The sequence below is a fragment of the Kitasatospora sp. NPDC051170 genome, from assembly GCF_044455705.1.
Taxonomy (GTDB): Bacteria; Actinomycetota; Actinomycetes; order Streptomycetales; family Streptomycetaceae; genus Kitasatospora.
This window is the reverse complement of sequence record NZ_JBITFA010000008.1, coordinates 307,636-331,478: the sequence shown is the minus strand read 5'-3', so window position 1 is coordinate 331,478 and position 23,843 is coordinate 307,636. Positions and strand designations below refer to the sequence as shown.

Sequence of the window (23,843 nt, the reverse complement as noted above, 5' to 3'; positions counted from 1 at the left end):
TTCCCTCCGGGATCCGCCGCCCGTGTGCCGGGCGGGCCCCTCGACGGTCCCTCAGTTGTTTTCCATGGCGGCGATGAGGCTCTTGGGCCGCATGTCCGTCCAGTTCTTCTCGATGTGGTCCAGGCACTCCTGGCGGGGAGCTTCGCCGAAGACCCGCTGCCAGCCCTCGGGTACGTCGGCGAACACCGGCCAGAGCGAGTGCTGGCCCTCCTCGTTCACGAGGACCAGGTAAGCGGCGTCGGGATCCTCGAAGGGATTCGTCACCTCGCGTCCTTTCTCCGGAACAAATCACGGATGACTCATGTCGCACAGGCGTTCGCCCGGCTGATCCACTATGACCCAGCGGCGCCGGAACGATCAACGATCCGCCCCGGGCGCTCACCTGACGTCTGATCGGGTGTTCAACCCGCACCGGAGCGGCAGTTGAACAGGCCCGCGCGGGCTCGCGCGGGCCGTGAATCCGGGGGGCCGGGCGGCCGTTGTTCCCCGGCGGCCCCGGTGCCATAGTGAGGCGGCGCGCCACGCCGTGTTTCCCCGGCGGACCATGCGGCCGCGGCCCGGAATCCGACCCGGCGCCGGCCTGCCGCCGTATCCACCCCCTGTCCCCCGGTCCGGGCGTGGACGCCGCGCATCCACCGTCGCGGCCCCGAGCCGGCCGGTGTCCGAAGTGCATTCCAGAACAGGGAGATTGACGTGGGCGCCAACGAAGAGCCGATATTCCTCCGCTCGAACGCAATCATCGAACCGCTGGTCGACGGGTTCTACGCGTGGCTCTACACGGTCGCACCGGTCCAGGCCGCGATGAACCTCGCATTCCTCCAGGTGCCACTGCTGGAGTCGTTCCTGCGCAATCCGCAGGTTCACGTCGCCGCCGTCAACAACCCGGCGCTGCGCGGCGGTTACTTCGTCGGCATCGCGGAGGAGCGCAAGGACGAGGTCGCCGCGCTGCTGGAGTCGATCAAGCGGGACCGGGCCGACATGCTGACCTTCGCGGCGGCCGTCGCCGAGGGCGAGGAACTGCTGCGGCAGAACGCGACCGGCTTCGACCTCACCCCGCTCTACCCGAAGCTGCCGGCCGCGCTGAACGGACTGGTGGAGCTGGCCTACGACACCAACAACCAGCCGTCGATGCACTACCTGGAGCCGCTGGTCTACCACAGCCCGGTGTACGACGAGGGCCGTCAGTCCGTCCAGCTCTCCCTGGAGGACGGCGTGGAGCGCCCGTTCATCCTGAGCACCCCGCGCCTGCCCCAGCCCGGCGTGCTGGACCTGTCGCTGCCGTTCCGCCACCCGGGCCTGGAGGAGCTGTTCCGGGCGCGGACCAAGCCCACCACCGCGGCCAGGCTGCGCGAGGCGCTGGAGCTGGACGACGCGGGGGCGCGGCAGTTGGGCTCCCTGCTGGACACCCGGCCGAGCCTGGCCGAGGACCGGCACATCGACGCCGGCGGCCGGGTCCGCTACTTCGGCCACGCCTGCCTGGTGCTGCAGACCCCCGAGGCCGCCATCGTGACCGACCCGTTCATCAGCGCCGACAACCGGCACGGTGACCGCTACACGCTGGACGACCTGCCGGACTTCATCGACCTGGTGCTGATCACCCACGGCCACCAGGACCACATCGTGCTGGAGACCATGCTCCAGCTGCGCGGGCGGGTCGGGTCGGTCGTCGTGCCGCGCTCCTCCCGCGGCAACCTGGCCGACCCCAACATCGGCCTCTACCTGAAGCACCTGGGCCTGCCCGTGACCGAGGTCGACGACTTCGACGAAGTCCCCTTCCCCGGTGGCAAGGTGACCGCCACGCCGTTCCTCGGCGAGCACTCCGACCTGGACATCCGCGGCAAGTCGACCTACTGGGTGGAGCTCGCGGGCAAGTCGGTGTTCATCGGCGCGGACTCCTCCGGCATCGACCCGGTGCTGTACCGCTACATCCGCAACCACCTGGGCACGGCCGACATGGCCTTCCTCGGCATGGAGTGCGACGGCGCACCGCTCACCTGGCTCTACCAGGCCCTGCTGACCAAGCCGGTGACCAAGAAGATGAGTGACTCGCGCAAGCTGTCCGGGTCCAACGCGGCCCAGGCCGGCGACATCCTGGTCGAGCTGGGCGCGCGCGAGGCGTACATCTACGCGATGGGCGAGGAGAGCTGGCAGGGGCACGTGATGGCCACCACGTACACCGAGGACACCTACCAGCTGAAGCAGATCGACGAGTTCCTCGGCTGGTGCCGGGACCGCGGGATCCCGGCCGAGCACCTCCTCAACAAGCGCGAATGGCGCTGGTGACGAGCACCGCGACCACCCTGCCGCCAGGCGACCGACGAGAGATACGGCTGCAGTCATGCCCTTCGTGAACACCAACGGCATCCGGCTCGCCTACGAGCAGTCGGGCCGGGGGGAACCGGTTCTCCTCATCATGGGCTCGGGAGCCGCCGGACGGGTCTGGCAGATGCACCAGACGCCGGCGCTGAACCGGGCGGGATACCGGACGATCACCTTCGACAATCGGGGCATCGCCCCCTCCGACGCACCACCGGGCCGGTACACGCTGGACGAGGTGGTGGCCGACACCAAGGGGCTGATCGAGGCGCTCGACCTGGGCCCGTGCCATCTCGTGGGGTCGTCCCTCGGCTCCGCCATCGCCCAGGAGCTCGCGATCGCGGCCCCGCACCTCGTCCGGTCCGCGGTCCTGATCGCGGGCCGGGCGAGGGCGGACGCCTTCCGGCGCGCCCAGTCGGCGGCGGACCGCGAGCTGCTGGAGAGCGGGGTGCGCCTGCCCTCCGGCTACGCGGCCGTCAGGTCCGCGCTGGAGATGCTGTCCCCGTCGACCCTCGACGACAGCGCGGCGGCGGCCGTCTGGCTGGACCTCTTCGAACTGTCCGGCCCCGGCACCCAGGCCGGCGGCGGCCAGGCCTGGATCGACACCGACACGGACCGACGGGCCGCGCTGGGCGCGGTCACCGCTCCCTGCCGGGTCATCGGCTTCGCCGACGACCTGGTCTCCCCACCGCACCTGACCGCCGAGGTCGCGGAGGCCATCCCGGACTGCGACTACGTGGAGATCCCCGACTGCGGTCATCTCGGGCACCTGGAGCGCCCCGAGGCGGTCAACACCGCGATCATCGAGTTCCTCGACAAGCACGCGGCCGGCACCACCGGCCTCGGCCTTGAACAGGGCGGCCTTGAACGGGGCGGCTCTGAACAGGGCGGAGCGGAACGGGGTGACGCGGCATGACGACCGGCCTCGGCCCCATGGTGAGCTTCGACGAGGACACGATCACCAAGCAGACCGTCAAGCCGGGAACGCTGCGGCGCATCCTCCCGTACGCGCTGCGCTACCGGTGGTCGATCCTGGTGATGCTGCTGATGGCCTCGGCGGACGCCGCCATCGCCGCCGCCAGCCCCCTGCTGCTCAAGCAGATCATCGACGACGGCCTGGCACCGCCCGGGCGGCTCGGTCTGGTCGTCGGGCTCGCCGCGACCGTCGCCGCGCTGGCCCTCGTGGACGCCCTGGTCGTCTTCGTCCAGAGCCTGTTCTCCGGCCGGATCAGCGAGGGACTGGTCTACGACCTGCGCACCGCGGTGTTCACCCACGTGCAGCGCCAGCCCCTGGCCTTCTTCACCCGCACCCAGACCGGGGCGCTGGTCAGCCGGATCCACACCGACATCGTCGGCGCCCGGCAGGCCGTCACCACCCTGCTGTCCCAGGCGGTCTCGGCCGCCCTGACCCTGCTCCTGGTCCTCGGCGCGATGTTCTACCTGTCCTGGCAGATCACCCTCGCCGCGCTCCTGGTGATCCCGTTCTTCCTGCTGCCCGCGCGGGTGATCGGGCGCCGGATCCAGCGGCTCGCCCGGGCCGGCATGCAGGTCACCGCCGAGATGGGCTCGGTGATGAACGAGCGGTTCAACGTCTCGGGGGCGATGCTCACCAAGCTGTACGGCCGGCCGGACGAGGAGTCCGCGCTCTTCGCCCGCCAGGCGGACAGGGTGCGCGGCATCAACGTCTCCGCCGTCGTCCACGGGCGGATGTTCGGCATCGTCGTCTCCGTGCTCACCGCGGTCACCACGGCCCTGGTGTACGGCTTCGGCGGCTCGCTCGTCCTCGACAACACGCTCCGCCTGGGCGTCCTGGTCGCCATGGTGACCCTGCTGCTGCGCCTCTACGGTCCGATCAACCAGCTCTCCGGCATCCAGATCGACGTGATGACCGCCCTGGTCAGCTTCGACCGGGTCTTCGAGGTGCTGGACCTGCGGCCGCTGATCGAGGACCGGCCGGACGCCCGCCCGCTGGCCGCCGCGGCCGACGGCGCCGCGCCGGACATCGAGTTCGACCAGGTCTCGTTCCGCTACCCGGCGGCGAGCCTGGTCTCGCTCGCCTCGCTGGAGTCGCCGGCCCGACGGGCCGAGGAGGACGGCGACCGCAAGTGGATCCTGCGGGACCTGAGCTTCCGGGCCCCGTCCGGGAAGCTCACCGCCCTGGTCGGCCCGTCCGGCGCCGGCAAGACCACGATCACCGGCCTCGTCCCCCGGCTCTACGACCCGGACTCCGGGGCCGTACGGGTCGGCGGGGTGGACGTCCGGGAGCTGACCTCGGGCTCGCTCACCGCGGCCGTCGGCGTCGTGACCCAGGACGCGCACATGTTCCACGACACCATCCGGGCCAACCTGGCCTACGCCCGCCCGGGCGCCACCGAGCAGGACCTGGTGGAGGCGTGCCGGGCGGCCCGGATCTGGGACACCATCGCAGCCCTGCCCGAGGGCCTGGACACCGTGGTCGGTGACCGCGGCCACCGGCTCTCCGGTGGTGAGAAGCAGCGGCTGTCGCTGGCCAGGCTGCTGCTCAAGGCGCCGCCGGTGGTCATCCTCGACGAGGCCACCGCGCACCTGGACTCCGAGTCGGAGGCGGCGATCCAGCGGGCGCTCAAGGTGGCGCTGGCCGGCCGCACCTCGCTGGTCATCGCCCACCGGCTCTCCACCGTCCGGGAAGCCGACCAGATCCTGGTGGTCGACGGCGGCCGGGTGCGGGAACGCGGCACGCACCAGGAGCTGCTGGCCGCCGACGGGCTGTACGCGGAGCTCTACCGCACCCAGTTCGCCACCCAGGAGAACCGTCAGGAGCCGTCGGAGGAGGTGTCCACGGAGGAGGTGTCCACGGAGCAGCCCTCCGCGGAGGCCGCCGCCGAGCCCGCGGCCTCCGCACCGCTCGGCTGATCCGCCCGTGGGGGGGCCGGGGGGGGGGGGCCCCCCGCCGGGGGGGGGGGGGCGGGGGGGGGGGCCCGGGGGGGCCCCCCCCCGGGGGGGGGCCCCCCCCCCCCGCCCCCCCCCACGGGCGGTGGCCCGTACCGTGCGCAGGCGCCTACCGCCCCCGCCAGACCGGGTCACGCTTCTCGGCGAAGGCCCGCGGGCCCTCGGCCGCGTCCTCGCTGACCATCCGCCGCCGCTCCCACCCGTACGAGGCCGAGAAGGCCTCCTCCAGCGGCATGTCGACCGACCGCATCACCGCCTCCTTGATCGCCCGTACCGCCAGCGGGGCGCTGCGCAGCAGGTCGGCGGTCCACTCCTCGACGCAGGCGTCCAGCCGGTCGGCCGGCACCACCTCGTTCACCAGGCCGAACCGGGCCGCGTCGGCGGCCGTCAGGGAGCGCCCGGTCATCAGGTGGCCCATGGCGATCTTCAGCGGCAGCTGCCGGGCGAGCCGGAAGGCACCGCCCGCCCCCGGGACGAGGCCGAGCCGCGCTTCGGGCAGCCCGAAGACCGCCCGGTCCGAGGCGATGACGAGATCGCACGCCAGGGCCAGTTCGAAGCCGCCGCCCAGCGCGTACCCGTCGACCCGGGCGATCACCGGTTTGCTGAGGTCGAAGCGTTCGGTCAGCCGGGGCCAGCCAGGCTGGCCCCGGCTGCCGAACGTGGTGGGCGCCGCCCCCTCCGCGTTGAGCCGGGCCCGCTCGCGCAGGTCCTGCCCCACGGAGAAGGCCCGCTCACCGGCACCGGTGAGGACCGCGACGCGCAGCACGGGATCGGCCTCGAAGTCGTCCCAGATCGCGGCGAGTTCCTCGTGCGTCCGCAGGTCCATCGCGTTCAGCACGGCGGGCCGGTCGATCGTGATCCGGGCGACGTGCTCCTTCTTGTCGTACCGCACCCGCGGCCCACCGGAGTCGCTCACGCGGACACGGCCTCCGAACGTGCCGAGAAGCGGCCGACCTTGTCGAGGACGTCGTCGGCGTACAGGCGCAGCGACTGCTGCAGCGCGAACTCGGCCATGTACCGGCGGAATTCGTCCACCGGTTCCTCGGCCAGGTTGAGCATCCGCCGGTTGGCGACGACCGCCGATCCACCGAGCCGGGCCAGGCCCTGCTCGACGGCCTCGTCCATGGCCTCGGGTTCCACCACCCTGTCGACCAGGAAGCGGGCGTCCGGCTCGGCCGCCCGGATCTTCTCCCCGGCCAGCACCAGCCGACGCGCCAGCCTGGTCCCCCCGAAGCGGCGGAGCCGGAAGTTGGACGCCCCGGGGACGATGCCCTCCTGCGCCGCGGGCAGGCTCAGGAAGGAGTCGGCGGCGGCGATCACGTGGTCGAAGACCAGCAGCAACTGGGCGCCGCCGCCGATCGCGAAGCCGTCCACGGCGGCGACCCAGGGCTTCTCCACGGTGCGCGAGCGCCAGTGGGTGCCGTCGTCGACGAGCACTCCGCGGAGCAGCTTGTGGAGGTAGCCCAGTTCGCGCCGCAGCAGGAAGTCCACCAGCGAGATGCCGCCGGCGTGCAGGGACTTGAGGTTGATGCCGGCGCTGAACACCCGTCGGCCCGCGTAGCGCGGGTGCGTCATCACACCCCCGCGGACCAGCCCGACCCGCGTCCGCGGGTCGAGCAGGGCGAGGTCGACGGCGGTCTCCATGTCCTCGACCTGGCGGCCGTCCTCGGCGTTGAGGCAGTCGTCCCGGCACATGGTCACCCGGGACGCGCCGCCGGAGCGCTCCATCCGTACGCTGCCGAGGTCCGCGGCGCCCGTCCTGGTGTACTCCGGCAGCAGGGCCAGGGCGCGCGGGGTGGGCGTCAGCATCGCGTCGATCAGGTGGGCGCCGGCCGTCGGCGAGCCGAGCAGGTGGTGGAAGAGGATGCCCTGGTCGATCTCGTGGCCCTCCTTGGCCGCCTGCGGCCTCGTCCGTTCCGCGAGCTGTTCCGGGGTGGGGGCCAGTCCGGGGAAGCGGAGCGCGGCGAGAGCGGCCACCTCGGCGAGCTTGAGGTGGCGGGTCCGGCCGTCGGTCAGCTCGTCGTAGACGGCGTCGGCGTGCGCCCCGAGGAAGGTGTGGCGCAGCAGCCGGGCGCTCTCCTTGGCCCCCTCGGCGGCGGCCCGTTGCCCGGGCGAGCGGTGCTGCGGTTCGGGCAGGGCCGCCAGCACGTCCGCGGTGCGCAGCGCGGCGGTGGCGAGCGCGCGCCGGGCGGTGGCGAGGTCGGCCCGGACGGCGTGCCGCTCGTGGGCCTCGGTCTCGCTCCGGTCCCCGGCCGCGCTCCGGTCCTCGGCCACCTCCCGGCTCAGGGTGCGGGTTTCCGCCGTCACGAGGCCGCTCCGGCCGGCTCGCGCCGCAGCACCCGGTCGCAGGCGGCCAGGTGCACGCCCAGCGCCTCCTCGAAGGTGACGGCCGAGGCGTCGAACATGAGCTGGCGCCGGATGGCCAGTTCGGCTCCGGGCACCCCTTCGGCGAGTCCGGCCACGCCGGCCAGCGCACCCTCGACGTCGTCGGTCACCTCGTCCACCAGCCGGAGCGCCAGGGCCGCCGGGGCGTCGATCGGCTGCCCGAACAGCACCGCCCGGCGGACGCCGGCCGTGTTCGCACCCTGCTGCGCGAGCCGGAACAGGGCCATGCCCGGCCAGGTCGCACCGCCGTCGACGGGCACCACGAGTCGGGCGGAGGCGGTCACGACGCGGTAGTCGGTGGCGAGCAGCGCGTCCAGCGCGGTGCCGCCGCAGTCGCCGTCCGCGACGGCGACGACGGTGGCGGGAAGCCGTTCCAGGCGGCGCAGCGCCCGCTCCCACTTGTTGACCAGGCCGATGGTCAGGCCCTCGTACACCGAGCCGACCGGGGCGCCCGTCAGCCGGACGACCACCCGGCTGCCCTCGGTGGATTCGGCCAGGTCGCAGACGTCCGCGACCCGGGCCACCAGTTCGGCGGTGATGGGCTGCGCGCCGTCGATCTTGAGCGTCACGTCGCGGTCTTCCACTGTCGTCTCCCCGTTTCGAAGGCTGTCCGTACGCTGTCGGCTGTCGCCGCTGCCCGTCACCACCGGATCAGCGCCGTCTCGATGGTGGAACCCGGCCCCATCGTCATCATCACCCCGTAGTCGCCCGGCCGGACGGACCCTTCGCGCATCAGGCGGTCGTAGGAGAAGAGGAACGATCCGCTGGAGAGGTTGCCGTAGTCGCGCAGGACACCGGTGGTGTGCCGCACCTCGTGGCGGGTCAGGCCGAGGTTGACCCGGACGGCGTCGATGACCTTCTTGCCGCCGGAGTGCACCAGCCAGTGCGCGATGTCGCTGCGCCGCAGGCCGGAGCGGGCGAGCAGCCGGTCGACGACCTGTTCGGCGTTGGCGCCGACCACGTACGGGATCTCGGGGTCGAGGTAGAAGCTGAACCGGTTCTGGTCGTCGTCCCAGTCGTAGCGCATGGCGTCCAGCGCGTCGGTGATGATGTGGCTGGAGAAGTCCAGGATCCGGGGGGTGGCGGCCGCTGCGGCCGGGCCGGAGGTGAACGGGTCGGGGGCGTCCTGGCCGGGGGCGATCAGCGCGATGGCCGCGGCGCCGTCCCCGAACAGGCTGTTGACGACCGCGGTGCGCATCGTGTTGTCGAAGACGTAGGCGGCGGAGCAGACCTCCGCGCACACCATCACGGCGAGCCGGCCGGGGTTGGCCGCCGACCAGGCGGCGGTTCCGTTGAGGGCGTTGAGACCGGCGTTGCAGCCCATGCCGACGATGTCGGCGCGGTGGCAGCCGGGGTCGATGCCGAGGTGACGGATGATCCGGGCGCTCAGGCCCGGGGTGAGGAACCCGGTGGTGGTCACGCAGCACAGGTAGTCGACGTCGGCGAGGTCGGCGCCGAGTTCCTCCAGGCAGGCGAGCAGGGCCCGGGAGCCCATCTCGACCCCGACCCTGGTGTGCTTGGCGAGCAGTTCGCCCTGGATCTCCGGGACGAGGGTGCCGTCCGGGCCGACCGGGGGCAGGGTGAGGTGGCGCCGTTCGATGGAGCCGCTGAGGAACACCGAACGGATCTTGGGATCGGTGATCCGGAAGGTGTCGATCAGTTCCCGCTGGGTGTAGGAGTTCTCCGTCACGGCGGTGCCGACGGCACCGATCCGGGGCGCGTTCGGGGCGGCCGGGCCGCTGTGGCGCGCGCGGGACGGGTCGACGGCCGCGGTGCGGCGGGGGCTGACACTGGTGGTCATCGGAAGGTCCACCCCCACATGCGGCACCTGCCACGGGTGTTGAGCGTTGCTCTGATCACTGCCTGTCCCTTCGGACTTGTCGCGGATGGTTCCGGTCGGTGGTGCCGGGTCAGGCCCGCGCGGTGTCGTCCGCGCCGTTCGTCGCGGCCTCGGCCTCGACGAACCGGGCGAGCCGGGCGATCCCCTCGACGATCTCTTCGTGCGTCAGGTAGCTGGTGGACAGGCGCAGGGCACGGGTGCCCCCGCCGTCGGGGTGGAAGTAGGACATCGGGGTCCAGATGACGCCGTGGTCCCGCACCGAGCGGGCCAGCGCGGCGTTGTCGGCGGGGAACGGGACGGTGAGGCTCAGGAAGAAGCCCCCGTCCGGCCGGTTCCACCGGATGCCGAGGGCGGCGCGGCGGTCCGGCGGGAAGGCCGCCTCCAGTTCGCGCAGCGTGGCGGCCATCGTCTCCCCGTAGTACGCGGACGTCCGGACGTTGTGGTCGGTCGCGCGGCCTCCGCCGGCCAGCAGCATGCCCGCCACCACGGCCTGGCTGAGCGGCGAGGTGTTGACCGTCACCATGCTCTTGATCCTGGTGAGTTCGTCGGCGAGCAGTCCGGTGGCGCCCGACCCGTCGGCCACGACCTGGTCGGCGATCGCGTAGCCCACCCGGGCGCCGGGGAACAGCGTCTTGGAGAACGACCCGAGCTGCACCACGCTCCGCCGGCGGTCCAGGGCCTTGAGCGAGGGCAGCTGCGGGCCGGGGCTGACCAGCCGGTAGGGGCTGTCCTCCAGGATCAGCAGGTCCAGGCGCGCGGCCAGGTCCAGCAGTTCCGTGCGGGTCTCCAGGGGCATCGTGGTCCCCAGCGGGTTGGAGTGGTCCGGGATCACGTACAGGGCCCGGGGGCGTCGTCCGGCCGCCCGCTCGGCGGCGACCACGGCTTCCAGGACGGCGCAGTCGAAGCCGCTCTCGCCCTCCTCGACCGCGCTCAGCCCGACGCCGAGCACCCGGGCCGCCCCGGTGATCCCGACGTAGCACGGGCTGGACACCAGCAGCACGTCCTGCGGCGAGGCGATGAGCGCCCTGACCGCGAGGAACATCGCCTCCTGGCAGCCCACCGTCACCACGATCGACTCGGGCGGGACGTCGATCCCCTCGTCCTGGCGCAGCGACTCGGCGATCACCTCGCGGATCCGGCCGGCCGTGGGGCCGTACTGGAAGAGCGCGGAGCGGACCTCGGCCGGGGTGTGCCCGGTCTCGGCCAGGTGGTCGAGGTAGCGGCGCAGGTAGCCGAAGAGCTGTTCGGTGTCGAAGAAGCCGTCGTAGGGGCGTCCCGGGGCGAAGGAGATCGCCTCGGGGTGGCGCAGGGTGATCTCGTTGAGGAAGTTCATGGTGTCGAGGACCGGGTCCGACACACTGGCGTGCAGGTCCTCGCGGCGAAGCGGCGACGGGGCCTGGAGGGCGGTCACCGACGCGTCGTCCACGTCCGGTTCGAGGCGCATGCGCGATCAGGGCTCCTTCGGGTGGCGGTCGCGCCCCTGGCCGCCGTCGTGCGGACGGCACGGATCGGCGCCGGCCCGGCGCGCGGGCGGACTCCCGCAGGGGCGGGTGGGGTGGTGGGAGGCGGTCCGCGTCGCGGCCGCCGGTTCGCCGAACGCTCGGCGGCGACCACGAAGTCCGCTGCGGTGCGCGTGACTTGCGCGCGTCGCGGCCGGGGGCCACTTCACTATGACCGAGGGCCGAGCGGCCGATCAAGAGTGTGCGGGCCCGCCCGGTGACCGGTGCCGACGGAGCACCGGGACCGTCAGAAGCGGAACTCCTCCGACTCGAGGACGTCCGGCCCGTAGTGCTCGCGCACCCAGTCCGGCCGGTAGACGGTGTCCGTGTACCGCTCACCGAGGTCCGGCGCGATCGCCACCGCGGCGCCCGGCCGACGAGCGCCCGGGGGCCGCTCGTCGAGCCAGCGAGCCGCACCGGCCACCACGGTGCCGGTCGAGCCGCCGAACAGGAAGCCGCGGGCGGCCAGCCGGTGGCAGACGCGCAGCGCGTCCGGCTCCGGCACCCGGACGACCGCGTCGACGAAGGTCTCGTCCAGGATCTGCGGGCGCACTCCCGCCCCCAGTCCGGGCAGCAGCCGCCGGCCCGGCGGACCGCCGAAGGTGACCGATCCGACCGCGTCGATGGCCACGATCCGCACCTGTGGGCGGTGTTCCTTGAACCAGCGGGCGCAGCCCATCAGCGTCCCGGTGGTCCCGGCGCCGACGAAGAGGACGTCGAGCCCCGGGAAGTGCTCGGCGATCTCGGGGGCGGTCAGCCGGTGGTGCGCACCCCAGTTGTCGGGGTTCGCGTACTGGTTGAGCCACAGGTAGCGGTCGTCCTCGGCGCACAGCCGGCGGACGTGGGCGAGCCGGGCGCCGAGCAGGCCGTCCACCGGATCGGGCTCCGAGACGACGTGCACCTCGGCGCCCAGTGCCCGCATCACCTGCCGGGTCGCCGGGTTGCACCGGGAGTCGGTGACGCAGACGAAGCGGTACCCCCGGCTCGCCGCGATCATGCTGAGCGCCACGCCCAGGTTGCCGGACGAGGACTCCACCAGGATCGAGTCGAATCCCAGCCGGCCCGACTTCTCGGCGGCCTCGACCATTTCCAGGGCGGCCTTCTGCTTGATCGAACCGGCGAAGTTGAAGCCCTCGCACTTGAGGTGGAGCGGGATCCCGAGCACGGGAGCCAGATCGACGTAGAGCCGGTCCTCATTGAATTCGTACGGAGCCGAGATGATCGGCACGGCAAACCCCCGTTCTCCCGTTCCCCGGCTCAGGGGAGGACATGGCCTTCGAGCCGGACGGGGTTGCCGAGGAGCACCACGATCTCGCGCTCGCCCCGGAAGGGGTCCCGGCTGTGGGCCATCCGGAGGTTGTCGACCAGCAGCACGTCGCCGGCCTGCCAGGGCAGGCCGGCGGAGGCGTCGCGGTAGGCCGCGTTGATCGTCTCCACGGTGTCGTCGGACAGCTCGCCGCCTTCGCCGTAGGCGGTGTTGAACGGCAGGCCGGAGGGGCCGTAGACGTCCACCAGGTACTCCCGGATCGCCGGGTCGAGGGTCCGCTCGTTCAGGAACGCCACCTGGTTGAACCAGACCGGGCGGCCCGTCCCCGGGTGGCGCAGCACGGCGGCGCGGCGCTGGCGGGTGCGCAGCCGGCCGTCCGGCAGCCACTCGTGGTCGAGGCCCGCCGCCGCGCAGTAGGCGTCCACCTGCGCGCGGTCCTCGGTGCCGAACGCCTCGGTCCACGGGACGCCCACCTCGTGGTAGGACCGGGTGAGCAGCCAGCCTTCCCGGCTGAAGCGGTCGACCAGCTCGGACGGCAGCGCCTCCAGCACCCGCTGCGAGTCCGCGACCTCGGTGCGCCCGCCCTCGGCGGGGGCGACCAGGCAGCCGAACAGGAGCAGAGCGGGCACCTGCTCGGCGTAACTCAGCTCGTGGTGCATGCACATGGGCTCGTCGGCGGGCCACTCCGAGGAGGAGTGGACGCCCCGGCCGAGCTCGGCCCGCGGAGCGAACCGCTCCCGCTCGACCATCGGCTCGATCCCCAGGGCGGCGGCGACGTCCGCCAGGTCGGCGGCCGAGCGGATGCCCGTGCCGCGCAGCAGCACGGCTCCGGAGGCGCCGATGCGGGCCTCGATGTCCTGCCGCTGCTCGGTCAGCCAGCCGGACGCGACGGCGCCCGGCGGGACGGTGAGGAGTTCCGGCCCGTCCGGGCCCGGTGTCGGGGCCGGGGCCGAAACCGGGCTCGGGCCGGGGCCGGGGCCTGGGCCGGACGGCACCTGGTCGGTCGGCACCTGGCCGGACGGCACCTGGTCGGTTGTCGCGCTGGTCATCCACTCTTCCTCTCGTGATGGTTCGGGCCGGCCGACGGACCGGCGCCCGGGAGCGCGTCACTCGGCGGCGGTCGCCTTCCGGTCGAGCAGCGCCGCCACCTCCGCGACCGTCGGGGTGTCCGCCAGCTCCCCGACCGTCACCGCCCGGTCCAGCGCGATCACCAGTCGGATCGCCGTCATGGAGGTGCCGCCCAGGTCGGCGAAGCGGGCACGGCGGCCGATGCGCTCGGCCGGCACCTTGAGCAGTCCGGCCCACAGCGCGGCGACCCGCTGTTCGGTCGCGGTGGCGGGCGGCTCGAACCCGGCCGCCGCGGCCTGTTCGGCCTGCTCGGCCTCTTCGGCCTCCGCCGCGAGCCGGACCAGCTGCTTGCGGTCCGTCTTCCCGTTGGCGGTCAGCGGGAGCCCCGCGCTGTGGTGGAGGCGGTGGGGCAGCATGAAGGCGGGGAGCAGTTCGGCGAGGGCCGCCATGACCCGGTCGGGGTCCGGGGCCTCGGCCCCGGTGTAGTGGCCGACCAGCAGGGGCTGCTCGGCGGTCCCCGCGATCACCACCGCGCCGTCGCGGACACCCGGTACCTGGAGCAACCGGTTCTCGATCTCGCCGATCTCGATCCGGAAGCCGTGGATCTTCACCTGGGAGTCCCGGCGGCCGAGGTACTCCAACGTCCCGGACGGCAGCCACCGGCCGAAGTCGCCCGAACGGTACAGCCGTTCGCCCGGCCGGTACGGATCCGGGACGAACACCGCCTCGGTCCGCTCCCGGTCGTTGACGTAGCCCCGGCCGACGCACACCCCGGAGAACACGATCTCCCCCGGAACGCCCAGCGGCACCGGTTCGAGCCGCTCGTCCACCACGAGGACCCGCACGTTGCGGATGGGCCGCCCGATCGGTACCGACCGGTGCTCCGGCACGCGGTCCATGACCTCGTGGTTGGTGTCGTCGGAGGTCTCGGTGAGTCCGTACGCGTTGACCAGGAGCACCTCGGGAAAGGCGGCGAACCAGCGGTGCACCAGCTCCTTCTTGAGCGCCTCGCCGGTGGCCGACACGCACCGCAGCGCGGGCAGCGCGGTGGGCCGCGCCTCGACCGCCGACAGCAGCACCTCCAGGTAGGAGGGCACGAGTTGGACGACCTGGATCCGGCCGTCGGCGAGGGTGTCCACGAACCGGCGCACGTCCAGGATGACGTCCTGCCCCACGAGGTGGGTCCGCCCGCCGACCAGCAGGGCGGAGACCAGCTGCCACAGGGAGATGTCGAAGCACTGGGGCGCGGTCTGCGCGACCGTCTCCCCCTCCTCGATGCCGAGGTCCTCGATCTTGGCGAGGAGGTGGTTGAGGAAGCCGGCGTGCTCGCACATCGCCCCCTTGGGCTCGCCGGTGGAGCCGGAGGTGAAGTAGATGTACGCGAGCTGGTCGCCGGCGACCGGGAGCCCCAGGTCCCGGTCGGGGCCCGGCTGTGCCAAGAGGTCGTCCAGGTACGACAGTTCCACCTCGGGCCGGTCCGCCAGGGCCGCCGCGATCTGCGGCAGGCCGCGTTCGGCGAGCACCCGCCGGCTGCCGCTGCGATCCAGGACGGTGGCGATGCGCTCGGCCGGGAAGTCGGGTTCGAGCGGCAGGTAGCAGCCGCCGGCCTTGAACACCGCGAGCACCGCGGCCAGCCACTCCAGCGTCCGGTCGGTGATCACCGCGACCACGTCCTCGGAGCGCAGTCCGCCCCGGTGCAGCGACCAGGCGATCAGGTTGGCCCGCCGGTTCAGCTCCCCGTAGGTCCAGCTCCGGCCGCCCTCGACGCCCGCGATCCGGTCGGGGTGGCGGCGCACCCGCTCCTCGAAGAGCTCGTGGAACCGCCGGTCCGGCAGCGGGCGCACCGGCCCCGCGAACTCCTCGGTCAGTACGGAGAGTTCGGCCGGAGACAGCAGGCTGCGCCGGTGCCAGGGCTCCTCCGGGGCATCGACCAGGTGACGCAGCGCGGTACGGAGGTACTCGGCGACCCGCTCCGGCGTCACGTACTCCTGCGCCCCGACCGCCTGCCAGGCGAGCTCGGCCGCGGCCCGGCCCCGGTCGGCGGCGACGTGCTCGATCAGCTCGCGCCAGTCCCCTCCGTCCTGCACCGGGCCCCGCGCCTCGGCGACCGCGGCCGCCACCCGGAACCGGGCTGCCAGCCCTATCGCATCCTCGTCGACGCCGAATTCCGCGGCCAGTCGCCGTATCCCGTGAGCGACCTCGGACGGCAGCTCCGGAAAACATTCCCTCATCGATTCGCCACCGAATCCCCGGCGTGTGCCGTGCACCACGAGCATTTCCTCCGTGCCGGATATGTCCGTCGGGTCCGAATAACCCTCGCAACTCCGAAGGTTAACCGGGGAACGCACCGCCGTTCCAGGGTCGACCACCACCCCGGGGCCCGGCGGACAGCCCCGGAACGGGACGGCGCGCCGGACGCCGTCGACGTTCAACTGCGCTGCCGCAGTGGTTGAACAGCCCGGCGGAGCACTCGCGGCGGCCGGACGGCGACCCGCGCGACAGCGCGACCGACGGCGACCACGGGCGTCGGGCACACCCCCCACAAGTGGAACAGCGGAACATCGATTCGGGGAAGCCGACACCGCGTTCGAGCCGTTCCGGCCCGATGAACTCCGAAGTCCCGTGCCCGTTCCGGGGACAATTGCGTTCCGACCGCACACTTATGTCGGATATGACATGCTCTCCCTTATCGACCAGCGAGCGATCGCCCGAAGGGGATTCCGAGAGATGTCATCGAAGCACCTGCGCCGCGTACGCATGGTGGCCGGCCTCGTCATGGGCGCCGGACTGCTCGTCCTCACCGGCTGCAACAGCCAGACCGTCGGCGGCGGCGACCCGCCGTCCGCGCCCGCCCCGCCCGCCCAACCCGCTTCGGGCACCGGCAACGGCACCCCGAACCTCACGGGCGGCGCCCATCTCAGCTACTCCGGCGCCGAGTCGGGCAGCGCCCAGTTCGACGGCAGCACCTGCACCGTCAGCGGCGACAAGCTGGTCTCCTTCAAGGCCTCCGGCGACCAGGCCGGCACCGGCCCGGGGCTCACCGGCGCGCTGAACGGGCAGAACTGGAAGGTCACGTTCGGCACCGCGGAGCACAAGGACGGCTACACGCAGGACAGCGCGAGCGGGATCACCACCGAGAAGAAGGACGGTGTCTGGCGCGTCGTCCTCGGCGGCGTACAGCTCGATGCCGCCGGATCCGGCGGCCAGGGCGCTCCGCTGAGGCTCAGTGGGACCGTCGTCTGCCGTAACAGCGGGTGACCAAGCCCCACGGGCGGTCAGTTCTGCGGCGCCCGGGGGCAGTTGCTCCTCCGGGCGGGTCGGCCACCGGGGGTCCGGGCACTGTCCGGACCCCCGGTGGCCGTCGCCACATCGATCAGGATGCGCTGCTACGCTGACTGTCCGTCAATGACCGGCCCACCCGCTGGTCCAGTTCCTGTGCGAACTCCCTCCACGTCTCCGCGCACTGCCGGGCGAGGTCCACCACCAGGGCCCCGCAGTGCGGCGGGACCACCGAGATCAGCTCGGACCACTCCTTCGCGCCGATGACGTTCTGCTGCAGGAGCCGCAGGAGTTGCCGCCCCTCCTCCTTGTGCCGCAGCGAGGGGTCCCGCACCAGCTTCTCCAGCAGGGTGACCGGGTCCGACTGCACCAGCCGCACCCGCCGGCCGCCCTGTCCCCGCCGGCCCCGCGCCGGCACCGCGTCCCCGGACACCCGGAGCATGTCGGGCTCTTCGTACGGCCCCGGCCCCTCCTCCGCCTCCGACCGTTCCGGCAACGCGGCGCGGCCCGCCGGAACGGGCGCCGGGGGCTCACCGACCGCCAGGCGCCGGCGGACGTCGCTGACCGTCGCCGGCGAGATGCCCGCCAGCCGCGCCACCTCCCGCAGCGACGCCTCCGGGCGCTCGGCGATCAGCTCCGCCGCCCGCTGCCGCCCCTCGGCCCCGCTCAGCGGCCGGAGCTTGCCGTCCTGACCGACCCGCACGTTCGCCACCGCCCCGGCCGACCGCTGCCGGATCGACGCGACGGTCCTCGGCCCCAGGCCCGCGGCCCGGGCGATGGCCCGGTCCGACATGTAGGGGTGCGATGCCACGATCCGCTCCGCGGCGGCCTTCCGGTCCGCGGTCGACAGCGGCAGGCCGTGCGTCACGTTCATCTCGACGGACCGCAGGAAGGCGTCGTCCGCGCCCCCCTCGAAGAACTCGACCTCGATCGTCTCCTGGCCGCGCAGGATCGCGGCCAGCAGGCGGTGCATCCCGTCCACTACCCGCATGGTCGCGCGTTCGACTAAGATCGGCGGAAGCGGACCGTCCACCTCCGCAAGTCGCGCCACGTGCTCCGGGTCCTTGCCACCCGAACGCGGTGATTCCCCGGGCACCAGGAGGGCGATCGGAACGGTCGCGACGGATCGCCCGTGCCGGTCACCCGTGGACCCGACCGGTCCCGTCACTCCGTCAGCCCTGTATCTCCATAGTGTCTCGATCGGTGCCGGTTCCATAGGCTCGTTCAACGTTCTCCCCCGTTACCCACAAAGCAGCATCAAAGTCACGCCCGTAGACGCCCGTTCAGGCAACTACGTGGTCGAATCGGCGCAAAGACAATTGAATTGGCATCTGGCGGCGTATTCGTCACGGCTGTCGACCGGTCCTCCGTGAGTCCTCGACCGCCCTCCACAAGAGTGACTCCCTTCGCTTCCTCCTGTCGAGCCGCACGAGCCCGTTCAAGCCCACGACCACCACATCGCCACCTGCGCCCACGAACAGCTCGACGCCGGCCGCGGCCACCGGACCTCCGACCACCGCCCCGCCACCCTCTCCCACTCCCCCGGCACCGCCGTGCGCGCACGGACCGCTCGCGTCCGGGGCCACCGAGGAGGCGGCCGCCGGGACGCCCGGGCAGCCGGACGCCCGGCCGCCCTCCGCGGGGCAAAGCCAAGTACCCTACGGCCGCGCCATCCGGCTGACCAGCGTGGCCAGCGCCTCCCGGTCCGCCGCCGGGTCGGCGGAGCCGCCGAGGAGCAGGCGCGCCATCTGCGGCAGGGTGATCCAGGAGTTCACCATGCTGATCATCGCGAACATCATCCGCCCCGCGTCGACCTCGTCGATCATGCCGCCGCCCCGCTGGGCGGCGGCGACGGCGGCGACCTTCTCCCCGAGGTGCGCGGCGCGTTCGGCCTCCGCCGCGAGCTCGTCGGTGACCTTGCCCCGCTGGAGCCCTTCCCAGGCGAGGAGGCGGGAGAAGTGCGGGTGGGCGGAGTGGTAGTCGAAGACGCGGCCGGCGTAGTCGCCGAAGTCCGCCGCCTCCTCGACGACCAGGGGCACCGCCTCCGCCAGTTTCGCGAGTTCGGAGGTGAGCACGGCGGAGAAGAGCTGCTCCTTGTTGCCGAAGTACTGGTAGATGCGCTCCTTGTTCACCCCCGCGCGGGTGGCGACCCGGGCGATGCGGGCGCCGTCGGGGCCGAACTCGGCGAACTCCTCGACGGCCGCGTCGAGGAGGAGCTGCTGCGTGCGTGCGGTGTCCCAGGCCATGGGGCCAGCCTACCGCGAGTTTCCAACCGGATGGTTGGACATTCGCGGCCGCATCTGCAAAACTCCAACCAACGGGTTGGAGATTCGAGCTCCGGCCCAGCCGTAGGGGAGGAACGCGCCATGTCCACCGACACCATCACCGCACCCGCCATCACCACCCCGGCTGCTCCGGTCGCCCCGACCGCCCCGGCCATGCCCTCCGTGCACCGCCGGGCACTGCTCACCTGGCTCGCCGTCTACCCGAGCATCACCGCCGCCTTCCTCCTGCTCGGCCCGTACCTCGGCGGCCTGCCGGTGCCGCTGCGCACCCTGGCGATGACCGCCGTCGTCGTCCCGGTGGTCGTCTACGGGGTGATGCCGCTGCTGATGAAGGCGAACGCGAGGATCGCCCGCCGCACCCTCGGCCACCGGTGAGCCTGCTCGCCGCACCGCAAGCCGGTCCGTACCGCCCGATCCAACGATCGGGCGGTACGTCGCGTTCCGGCGCCCCCACCGTCCGACCGTGCGCGGCGGCACGCCTTCGTTCGCCTGACGCAGCGTCATCGCGCCCCTGGGACAACGGCGTTCCCGAGGCCGTCGCGACGACGCGTCCACCGCGAGCCGCGCCACCGAAGCCCGCCCGCCCGCCCGGCTGACTGGCCGGCCGGTGGGGGGTCACGCCCCGGCGCGCCCGCCGTCCCGCTCGACCGGGATCCACAGCTGGGAGTCGGTCGGCGCGCCGACCTCCACCGGTCGCGTCCGCAGGAGTTCCGGACCCGCCCGGCTCGTGTACGGGTTCGAGGGGAACCACTGCGTAAACACGTCGCGCCAGAGTCCCTGGAGGGCGCTCGGATAAGGCCCGTGGTCCTCGAAGACCGCCCAGGTCCCGGCCGGCACGTCGAGGGCGTCGAGCCCCTCGGCGGCCGTCCCGGGGGCGGTGACCACGCCGATCCAGTAGTCCGCCTCGGCGCCCTCCTCCCGGCTGTCGGTCAGGTACACCACCGCCGACAGGATCCCGCCCGGGCCCTGGCCGGCCAGCTCCTTCATCCGTGCGATCTCCCGCTCCTCCAGGCTCCTCGCGTGCGCCTCGGCGGCCGCGTTGGTCCCCTCGTGCACGAGCGGGAGCCGGGCCTTCCTGCCGATCACCCGGAACGGCTCCTTCTCCACGATCCGGTAGCGCATGGCCGCGCTCCCCTCGACGACGAGGCGGAAGGACATGCGAGGCTGCGCGGTGAGCACCGCGCCCGTACGGCGGGCCTCGCCCGGGCCGACGCCGTGCACCGACCGGAACGCGCGGGCGAACGCCTCGGCCGAGCCGTACCCGTACCGCACCGCGATGTCGAGCAGCGTCAGCTCCCCGGCCAGCACCTCGGCCCCGGCGAGCGTCATCCGCCGGCGCCGCACGTAGACCGGGAGCGGCATGCCGGCGAGCGCGGAGAACAGCCGCCGGAGGTGGTACTCCGACACCGCGGCAATCCGGGCCACCTCCGCGATGTCGACCTCCCGGTCGAGGCACGTCTCCAGGTGGTCCAGCGCCTGATTGAGCCGCTCCAGCACGCCTGTCCGTCCTTTCGGGCCGCCCCCGCGCGGGCGGAGGCGGATGTGGTCGCGGCCCGCCCGACGGAGCCGGTGCGGGAACGGTCGGGCGGGAGGCCGCGGCCCGGCGGGAGGCTTGCGCCCATGAACGATGTTATGGGTTTCTCCGAGCCACGTTTCGAGCCGGTCCGGGCGGCTCTCGCGGCCCTGCTCGCCGCCGAGGACGTGGGCGCCTCGGTGGCCGTCCACGTCGACGGCGAGCCGGTGGTCGACATCTGGGGCGGGTACGCCGACGCGGACCGGTCCGTCGCCTGGGAGCGCGACACCCTCGCCGCCGTGAACTCGACGACCAAGAACATGACCGCCCTGTGCGCGCTGATCCTGGCCGACCGGGGCGAGCTCGACCTGTCCGCGCCGGTGGCCGCCTACTGGCCCGGGTTCGCCGCGTCCGGCAAGGGGGGCGTGCTGGTGCGGCACGTGCTGTCGCACACCGCGGGGCTGCCGGACCTCTCCGGGCCGACGACGGTCGAGGAGCTCTACGACTGGGAGGGCGTGACGGCGGGGCTGGCGGCGCAGGCGCCCGCATGGGAGCCGGGGACGGCCGCCGGCTACCACGCGCTCAGCTTCGGCTTCCTCGTGGGAGAGGTCGTCCGCCGCGTCACCGGCCGGACCCTCGGCGAGTTCTTCGCCGAGGAGGTGGCCGGACCGCTCGGCGCGGACTTCCACCTCGGGCTCTCCGCGGAACACGACCACCGCGTCTCACCCCTCATCGCGCCGCCGTCCCTGACCGACGAGTACGCCGCCGCCGCACCGCCGGGGCCGGACGGCACGCGCCGGGAGGGCGCCGGTCCCGCGATCCGCGTCAGGGACGTCAACTCCACTGCCTGGCGCCGTGCGCAGCTCCCCGCGGTGAACGGCTTCGGCAACGCCCGCTCCGTCGCCCTGGCGCAGTCGGTCCTGGCGAACCGGGGGTCGGCCGGCGGCGTGCGACTGCTGTCCCCGAAGGGCTGCGAGCCGGCCTGGCAGGAGCTGTTCCGCGGCAGGGACCGCGTGCTGGGCACACCGATGTGCTGGACGGCGGGCTTCGGCAGGTTCGGCAGCACCTTCGGCTGGGGCGGCTGGGGCGGCTCGCTGGTCGCGAGCGATCCCGACGCCCGCATGACGGTGGCCTACGTCATGAACCGGATGATCGACCGGGACCGGCAGGAGGACAACCGCGGCATGGAGATCGTCATGGCCGCCTACGAGGGACTGCGCTGACGGGCGCTCAGTTGCCGGTCCCTGACCGGGCGGCCGATGTGATGGGATGGGATGGGAAGGTCCCCATCCGTAGCAGCCAGGAGGTCGGGCCTGCCCCGACGCGTCCGGTGCACAACGGACGCGTCGGTCGTACGGTTCAGCGCCACGGCCGTGCGCGGCGTCACACGCCGGTCGCGCGCGTCTCCGGCTGCCAGACGTCCAACCGGGGTGATCGGCGACACGGCCCCGGGGTAGCCGTCCGGTACGTCCCGGTTCCGGAACGACCGCCGGAACGACCGCCGGGACGTCCGACCTGGCCCGGGCCCCCGATCGGGCTCATCGGGTTCGGGGGCCGGAGACCCGGCAAGCCGCCCGGCATGAACACCTCGCCGAACACCTCACCTCCCCTGCACACCCGCCCCTGGTCCCGCCGCCTGCGCCGCGCGGTCGACGCACCGGCGCACTGGGACCTCCTGGACACCCCCGCCTCGAAGCTCGCCGCCGCCGTGGAGAGCCTGCCGCACGGGCCGTACCGCGACGCGCTGCGCGGCGTCCGGCTCGGACACCCGCTCCACCCGCTGCTCGTCCAGATGCCGCTCGACTTCTGGACCTCCGCGGAGCTGCTGGACGCCACCCCGGGCGGGCGCCGCAGCGCCGACGCCCTGGTGGCGGCCGGACTGCTGACCGCCGCACCGGCCGCCCTGGCGGGCTGGGTCGACTGGGCCCGGCTCGACCCACCGCGCCGCCGCACCGGACTCGGGCCCGACCCGTCCATCGTCGCCCACCTCCAGCCGCCGGCCGTCCCCCTGTCTCGCGGCCGTCCCCGTCCTGCCGACCTCTAACGTCCGCGCGGACGTTAGAGGTGGGCGAGACGGGGAAGCCGCCTCGTATGCGCCGGGAGAAGGAGGACGGACCCGTGAGATTCCTCGACCGTGCCGCGGCAGGGCGCCGGCTCGCCGAAGCCGTGGCCCCGTTCATCGGCGACCGGACCGACGGCGAGGTCGTCGTCCTCGGCCTGGCCCCGGGCGGACTGCCCGTCGCCGCCGAGGTCGCCGAGGAGCTGGACGCCCCACTGGACGCCATCGTGGTACGGCAGTTGAACGTGCCCGGCCACGACCGCCCGATCGGCGCCGTCGCCGACGGCGACCCCCCGCTGTTCGACCACGACGCCCTCAAGATCCTCGGCGTCACCCCGGCCGAGGTGGGCGCGAGCCTCAAGCGCGAACGCGCCGAGGTCCACCGCGACGAGGCCCTCTACCGCGAGGGCCGCGCCCCGCTGCGCATCCAGGGCCGCACGGCCGTCCTCGTCTCCGACGGCCTCACCGACGCCCTCACGGGCCACACCGCCGTCCGCACCCTCCTCTCCGACCGCCCCGCCCGCCTCCTCCTCGCCGCCCCCGTCTGCGACGCCCGCCTCGCCGACGACCTGCGCCACGAAGTGGACGTCCTCATCTGCCTCCACCTGCCCGACTACGCCCACGCCGCCGGCCCCTTCTACGGCGAGTTCCACACCGTCACCGCCCGCGAGGCCGTCCTCCTGCTGCGCCGCCACGGCCGCCACCACGCGAGTGCCCCCGCCGGGTAGGGCGCAGCGTGCGGATCCCGCCGGGCCCGTACGGCACTACGCCCGTAGTGGCACTACTCGAGTAGTGCCACTACGGGCGTAGTGCCCGGCGGACCGGCCCGGTACGCGACTACGGCACCCGCAGGTCGCACCAGACGACCTTGCCCGTGTCCGCCGTGTGCCAGCCCCAGTGCTGGGAGAGGTGGTTGAGTAGGAAGAGGCCCAGCCCCCCAGTGTGGTCGGCGGGGGTGGGCGGGCGCGGGAGGGGCGGGCGGGGGCTGGCGTCGCCGACCTCGATGCGCAGGAGGCCGGGGGCGCGGACGAGGAGCAGCCAGCGGGGGGCTCCGGTGTGGCGGACGGCGTTGCCGACGAGTTCGGAGACCAGCAGGACGGCGTCGGCGACCACGAGCGGGTCGGCGACGTCGGCGAGGAACCCGACGGTGCACAGGCGGGCCTCGGCGGCCGAGCCCGGACGTGCGGACAGCGGCAGCCGCCTGGCCCACGGCCACGCCGAGGAGCGCGGTGGTGGGATCCTCCGCGCTCCCGTCATGCGACTGCATCTCCCTCAATGGCCGAACATCAGTGGCCGAGCGTCAGTGGCCGAGCGTCAGTGGCCGAGCGTCGGTGGCCGAACAGCTGCCCGCCCCGGCGCCGGGCGGGAAGTCCCGGCAACGACATGGGTTTCCCCGTCCGTCAC

21 protein-coding genes are annotated in these 23,843 nt (G+C 73.1%); 8 read left to right on the top strand and 13 right to left on the bottom strand.

Annotated features, from left to right (window positions below; all coding sequences use genetic code 11):
• Positions 1–51: 51 nt before the first annotated feature.
• The gene (locus ACIBCA_RS19400) at positions 52–264 is read right to left on the bottom strand and encodes an MbtH family protein (protein ID WP_396284131.1); all 213 of its coding nucleotides are present in this window, start codon (positions 262–264) and stop codon (positions 52–54) included.
• Positions 265–693: 429 nt separating this feature from the next.
• Here ACIBCA_RS19400 and ACIBCA_RS19395 point away from each other — a divergent pair, with 429 nt between their 5' ends.
• From ACIBCA_RS19395 to ACIBCA_RS19385, 3 genes are read left to right on the top strand one after another with little or no spacing between them, the layout of a single operon-like run.
• Positions 694–2,283, top strand: coding sequence for an MBL fold metallo-hydrolase (locus ACIBCA_RS19395; RefSeq protein ID WP_396284130.1), 1,590 nt, complete (start codon positions 694–696; stop codon positions 2,281–2,283).
• Between the two features lie 55 nt (positions 2,284–2,338).
• Positions 2,339–3,232, top strand: coding sequence for an alpha/beta fold hydrolase (locus tag ACIBCA_RS19390; protein WP_396284129.1), 894 nt, complete (start codon positions 2,339–2,341; stop codon positions 3,230–3,232).
• Positions 3,229–5,208 carry an ABC transporter ATP-binding protein gene (locus ACIBCA_RS19385; protein ID WP_396284128.1) on the top strand — a complete coding sequence of 660 codons (1,980 nt, stop codon included), beginning with the start codon at positions 3,229–3,231 and terminating at the stop codon, positions 5,206–5,208. The genes ACIBCA_RS19390 and ACIBCA_RS19385 overlap by 4 nt, the downstream gene beginning before the upstream one ends.
• Positions 5,209–5,353: 145 nt before the next feature.
• Here the strand turns inward: ACIBCA_RS19385 and dpgD are convergent, their stop codons facing one another.
• From dpgD to ACIBCA_RS19345, 8 genes are all read right to left on the bottom strand, one after another.
• Positions 5,354–6,160 (bottom strand): enoyl-CoA-hydratase DpgD, encoded by an 807-nt coding sequence (dpgD, locus tag ACIBCA_RS19380; protein ID WP_396284127.1) that lies wholly within the window; start codon positions 6,158–6,160, stop codon positions 5,354–5,356.
• On the bottom strand, positions 6,157–7,407 hold the full coding sequence (dpgC, locus tag ACIBCA_RS19375) for a (3,5-dihydroxyphenyl)acetyl-CoA 1,2-dioxygenase DpgC (protein WP_396284152.1): 1,251 nt from the start codon (positions 7,405–7,407) through the stop codon (positions 6,157–6,159). The genes dpgD and dpgC overlap by 4 nt, the downstream gene beginning before the upstream one ends.
• A gap of 140 nt (positions 7,408–7,547) precedes the next feature.
• Entirely contained in the window at positions 7,548–8,213 is a 666-nt protein-coding gene (gene dpgB / locus ACIBCA_RS19370; protein WP_396284126.1) for an enoyl-CoA-hydratase DpgB, read from the bottom strand.
• A 56-nt stretch (positions 8,214–8,269) separates the two neighbouring features.
• Positions 8,270–9,430, bottom strand: coding sequence for a 3,5-dihydroxyphenylacetyl-CoA synthase DpgA (dpgA, locus tag ACIBCA_RS19365; protein ID WP_396284125.1), 1,161 nt, complete (start codon positions 9,428–9,430; stop codon positions 8,270–8,272).
• Positions 9,431–9,539: 109 nt separating this feature from the next.
• Complete coding sequence (locus ACIBCA_RS19360) at positions 9,540–10,913, bottom strand: PLP-dependent aminotransferase family protein (protein ID WP_396284124.1); 1,374 nt, start codon at positions 10,911–10,913, stop codon at positions 9,540–9,542.
• 302 nt (positions 10,914–11,215) lie between these two features.
• On the bottom strand, positions 11,216–12,196 hold the full coding sequence (sbnA, locus tag ACIBCA_RS19355) for a 2,3-diaminopropionate biosynthesis protein SbnA (RefSeq protein WP_396284123.1): 981 nt from the start codon (positions 12,194–12,196) through the stop codon (positions 11,216–11,218).
• Positions 12,197–12,225: 29 nt separating this feature from the next.
• The gene (locus tag ACIBCA_RS19350; protein ID WP_396284122.1) at positions 12,226–13,284 is read right to left on the bottom strand and encodes a TauD/TfdA family dioxygenase; all 1,059 of its coding nucleotides are present in this window, start codon (positions 13,282–13,284) and stop codon (positions 12,226–12,228) included.
• A 57-nt stretch (positions 13,285–13,341) separates the two neighbouring features.
• Entirely contained in the window at positions 13,342–15,390 is a 2,049-nt protein-coding gene (locus tag ACIBCA_RS19345; protein ID WP_396284121.1) for an amino acid adenylation domain-containing protein, read from the bottom strand.
• 640 nt (positions 15,391–16,030) lie between these two features.
• Between ACIBCA_RS19345 and ACIBCA_RS19340 the strand changes: the two genes are divergently transcribed.
• Entirely contained in the window at positions 16,031–16,561 is a 531-nt protein-coding gene (locus ACIBCA_RS19340; protein ID WP_396284120.1) for a hypothetical protein, read from the top strand.
• A gap of 115 nt (positions 16,562–16,676) precedes the next feature.
• Here ACIBCA_RS19340 and ACIBCA_RS19335 read toward each other — a convergent pair whose 3' ends face one another.
• Positions 16,677–17,555, bottom strand: coding sequence for a transcriptional regulator (locus ACIBCA_RS19335; RefSeq protein WP_396284151.1), 879 nt, complete (start codon positions 17,553–17,555; stop codon positions 16,677–16,679).
• Positions 17,556–18,240: 685 nt separating this feature from the next.
• Entirely contained in the window at positions 18,241–18,828 is a 588-nt protein-coding gene (locus ACIBCA_RS19330) for a TetR family transcriptional regulator (protein WP_396284119.1), read from the bottom strand.
• 120 nt (positions 18,829–18,948) lie between these two features.
• Between ACIBCA_RS19330 and ACIBCA_RS19325 the strand changes: the two genes are divergently transcribed.
• The gene (locus ACIBCA_RS19325; RefSeq protein WP_396284118.1) at positions 18,949–19,242 is read left to right on the top strand and encodes a hypothetical protein; all 294 of its coding nucleotides are present in this window, start codon (positions 18,949–18,951) and stop codon (positions 19,240–19,242) included.
• Between the two features lie 240 nt (positions 19,243–19,482).
• On the opposite strand, the gene ACIBCA_RS19320 is transcribed toward ACIBCA_RS19325, so the two are convergent.
• The gene (locus ACIBCA_RS19320; RefSeq protein ID WP_396284117.1) at positions 19,483–20,364 is read right to left on the bottom strand and encodes a GyrI-like domain-containing protein; all 882 of its coding nucleotides are present in this window, start codon (positions 20,362–20,364) and stop codon (positions 19,483–19,485) included.
• A gap of 123 nt (positions 20,365–20,487) precedes the next feature.
• Here ACIBCA_RS19320 and ACIBCA_RS19315 point away from each other — a divergent pair, with 123 nt between their 5' ends.
• From ACIBCA_RS19315 to ACIBCA_RS19305, 3 genes are all read left to right on the top strand, one after another.
• Entirely contained in the window at positions 20,488–21,603 is a 1,116-nt protein-coding gene (locus tag ACIBCA_RS19315; RefSeq protein ID WP_396284116.1) for a serine hydrolase domain-containing protein, read from the top strand.
• A gap of 356 nt (positions 21,604–21,959) precedes the next feature.
• Positions 21,960–22,424, top strand: a complete 465-nt coding sequence (locus ACIBCA_RS19310) for a hypothetical protein (protein WP_396284115.1) — start codon at positions 21,960–21,962, stop codon at positions 22,422–22,424.
• Between the two features lie 74 nt (positions 22,425–22,498).
• Positions 22,499–23,167: a phosphoribosyltransferase gene (locus ACIBCA_RS19305; RefSeq protein ID WP_396284114.1), complete on the top strand. Its 669-nt coding sequence runs from the start codon at positions 22,499–22,501 to the stop codon at positions 23,165–23,167.
• A gap of 109 nt (positions 23,168–23,276) precedes the next feature.
• On the opposite strand, the gene ACIBCA_RS19300 is transcribed toward ACIBCA_RS19305, so the two are convergent.
• Positions 23,277–23,696: an ATP-binding protein gene (locus tag ACIBCA_RS19300; RefSeq protein WP_396284113.1), complete on the bottom strand. Its 420-nt coding sequence runs from the start codon at positions 23,694–23,696 to the stop codon at positions 23,277–23,279.
• Between the last annotated feature and the right edge of the window lie 147 nt (positions 23,697–23,843).